This window comes from Coleofasciculus sp. (genome assembly GCF_046539235.1).
Lineage (GTDB): Bacteria > Cyanobacteriota > Cyanobacteriia > Cyanobacteriales > Coleofasciculaceae > Coleofasciculus.
Genome location: NZ_JBKHHI010000565.1, coordinates 1 through 3385, shown reverse-complemented (window position 1 = coordinate 3385; position 3385 = coordinate 1). Strand labels below are relative to the sequence as shown.

Annotated in this window: 1 protein-coding gene; it reads left to right on the top strand. The window is 48.0% G+C overall.

The window, feature by feature from the left end:
- Positions 1 to 557 precede the first annotated feature (557 nt).
- Positions 558 to 3385 (top strand): glutamate synthase central domain-containing protein (locus ACLFWI_RS28575; RefSeq protein WP_446415745.1); only part of this gene is annotated, 2828 nt, incomplete at its 3' end.

The window sequence follows — 3385 nt, the reverse complement described above, 5'->3', positions numbered from 1 at the left end:
TGCCGTTAATCACATAATTATACTACCCTTTTGATAATTCATCAAGCCTCACCTGGGCAGTTGCCCGATCGCATAACACTCAATCCGCTGATCGAATAACTAAGTCGATGAAAATAAACTCAACTCTTAATAGTTACAGAAAAAGTCCTCAAACCCTGACAAATGACATGAGGCTCTCCACCTTTAACAGTATTCAGTATCAGCTTATACTGTTTTCTTGAAGCATTTTCCAACAAAACTCAACCCTCAACTAAACTAAAGCCAAATCCCCTGAATTTTATCGTTTTGTTAAAGCTTGGCTTGTACTTCTGGTGGAGTTGGTTTATCTTAATCCAACAAGCTGATGGTGTCGCAGCGGGGATACCCTCCCGAAAAGGCAGAAGGCTCCGAGGCAAAAGGTAGAAGAAAGGAATGCTTGTACAGTAAGCTGTTGCACCTTTTTCCACAGGATACTGATTTCCGCTACGTTCCACCAGACAGTTTGCCAGCCTCTACACTAAAAAATGGGCGCACGTCAGTACGCCCCTACAACCCTCGTCATTTTTGGGTCATTTAAGATGAAAAGCAACCAACTGCCACAAAAACAAGGTTTATACGATCCACAGTTTGAACACGACGCCTGTGGTGTGGGATTCGTCGTGCAGATGAAGGGGAATAAGTCTCATGATATCGTGGAACAAGGACTAACCATTCTGGCAAACCTGGAACATCGCGGCGCGTGCGGTTGTGAAGCCAACACCGGGGATGGTGCGGGGATTTTAATCCAAATGCCACATCAGTTCATGCAGAAGGTAGCCGCCGCCGAGACTATTACCCTACCAGAAGCGGGTCAATATGGGGTGGGTGCGATTTTTACTTCCCCTGATCCGATGATTCGCCAGCAGAGTCGCCAGATTTTTGAGAAAATTGCTACCGAAGAAGGGCAAAGAGTTCTAGGATGGCGGGATGTTCCCGTGGATGACTCCCCCCTGGGAAGTATCGCTAAACTAGGTGAACCCTTTATGCAACAGGTGTTCCTCCAGCGTTCCCCCAACCTGGCTGATGATCTATCCTTTGAACGGAAACTCTATGTGATCCTGAAACGGGCGGAAAAAGAAATTCGTAACTCAGAGATTGACCCCTGCTGGTATATCGCTAGCCTCTCCTGTCGTACCCTAGTGTACAAAGGGATGCTCACACCGATACAAGTGGGACAATATTATCCCGAACTCCATGATCCCGATCTTAAAAGCGCCCTAGCCTTGGTGCATTCCCGGTTTAGTACCAACACCTTCCCCAGTTGGGAACGCGCCCACCCCTATCGCTACATCGCCCATAATGGGGAAATTAATACCTTACGGGGTAATATTAACTGGATGCACGCCCGACAGTCTCTGTTTAAGTCCAAGCTGTTTGGCGATGACTTAGAGAAAATTCAGCCAGTTATTGATTTAGAGGGGAGTGACTCGGCGATATTCGACAACGCCCTAGAAATGTTAGTCCTTTCTGGGCGTTCTTTACCCCATGCGGTAATGATGATGATTCCAGAACCCTGGACAAATCATGAGTCCATGAGTGCGGAGACAAAGGCATTTTATGAGTATCACTCCTGTCTGATGGAACCCTGGGATGGTCCTGCGTCTATCGCCTTTACTGATGGTACGACGATTGGGGCAGTTCTGGATCGCAATGGGTTGCGTCCATCCCGGTATTATGTGACCAAGGATGATCGGGTGATTATGGCATCGGAAGCCGGGGTGTTACCTGTGGAACCGGAAGACGTAGCGTTTAAAGGGCGCTTGCAACCGGGGCGGATGTTCTTGGTGAATATGGAACAAGGGCGGATTATTGCTGATGAGGAATTAAAACAGGCAATTATTACCGAACATCCCTACCAAGAGTGGATTGACGAATACATGGTGGAACTGGCACAGTTAAAAGATGCGCCAGAAGTCGCCCAACCCGAACCGGACACCCTGATTCAGCGGCAAATCGCATTCGGCTATACCTTCGAGGAATTGCGGATGCTAATGGCACCGATGGCACAGAATGGAGTAGAAGCTGTCGGTTCGATGGGTTCAGATACCCCCTTGGCGGTGTTATCGGATCGCCCGAAGTTACTTTACAATTATTTCCAGCAACTGTTTGCCCAGGTTACCAATCCCCCCATCGATTCAATTCGGGAAGAAATTATCACCTCAGCGGAAACCACAATTGGTTCAGAACGCAACTTACTCGAACCCGAACCCAAAAGTTGTCACTTAATTGAACTGAAAACGCCGATTCTGAGTAATGAGGAATTGGCGAAACTCAAATATGTATCCGCAGGGGAGTTTAAATCTATCACCCTTCCGATTCTATTTGACCCCAAAGCTGGGGTGAAGGGATTGGAAACGGCGATGGATGAGATTTTTGCCCAAGCTGATCGTGCGATCGCACAAGGGACGACTATAATTATCCTCAGCGATCGCGGCATTGATAAAGACCATGCACCAATCCCCGCCTTACTTGCCGTTGCAGGTTTACATCACCACCTCATCCGCAAAAAAACTCGCACCAAAGTCGGAATCGTCTTAGAATCCGGAGAACCCCGCGAAGTCCATCATCATGCGCTGCTTATCGGGTATGGCTGCGGTGGGATTAATCCCTATCTGATGTTTGAAACCATTGACGATATGATCAGTCAGGGCTTGCTGGAAAATATTGATAGCAAGACAGCGCAGAAAAACTATATCAAAGCCGCCACCAAAGGGGTAATTAAAGTCGCCTCTAAAATTGGCATTTCCACCATCCAAAGCTATCGCGGTGCCCAAATCTTTGAAACCATTGGACTCAAACAAGCCCTGGTTGATAAATACTTTACCTGGACAGCCACTCGGATTGAAGGGGCGGATTTAGACGTAATCGCCCAAGAAGCAATTATGCGTCATAGTCACGCTTTCCCTGACCGAGACGTGAATGGGCATACCCTAGATGCAGGGGGCGAATATCAGTGGCGTAAAGATGGTGAAGCACACCTATTAAGTCCCCAAACCATCCACGCCCTACAAAATGCAGTGCGTCAGGGTAGCTATGACCTGTATAAAGAATACGCTGCCCTAATTAATGAGCAGACCCAGCAACATTTTACCCTACGCGGACTCCTGCAATTCAAAAAACGCGACCCAATTCCCTTAGAAGAAGTCGAACCCGTGGAGGCGATTACTCGGCGGTTTAAAACCGGGGCGATGAGTTACGGTTCTATTTCTAAAGAGGCGCATGAATCCCTGGCAATAGCCATGAACCGGATTGGCGGTAAATCCAATACCGGGGAAGGGGGAGAAGATCCCGAACGCTATACCTGGACAAATGAACGGGGGGATTCTAAGAATAGCGGGATTAAACAAGTCGCATCGGGGCGGTTTGG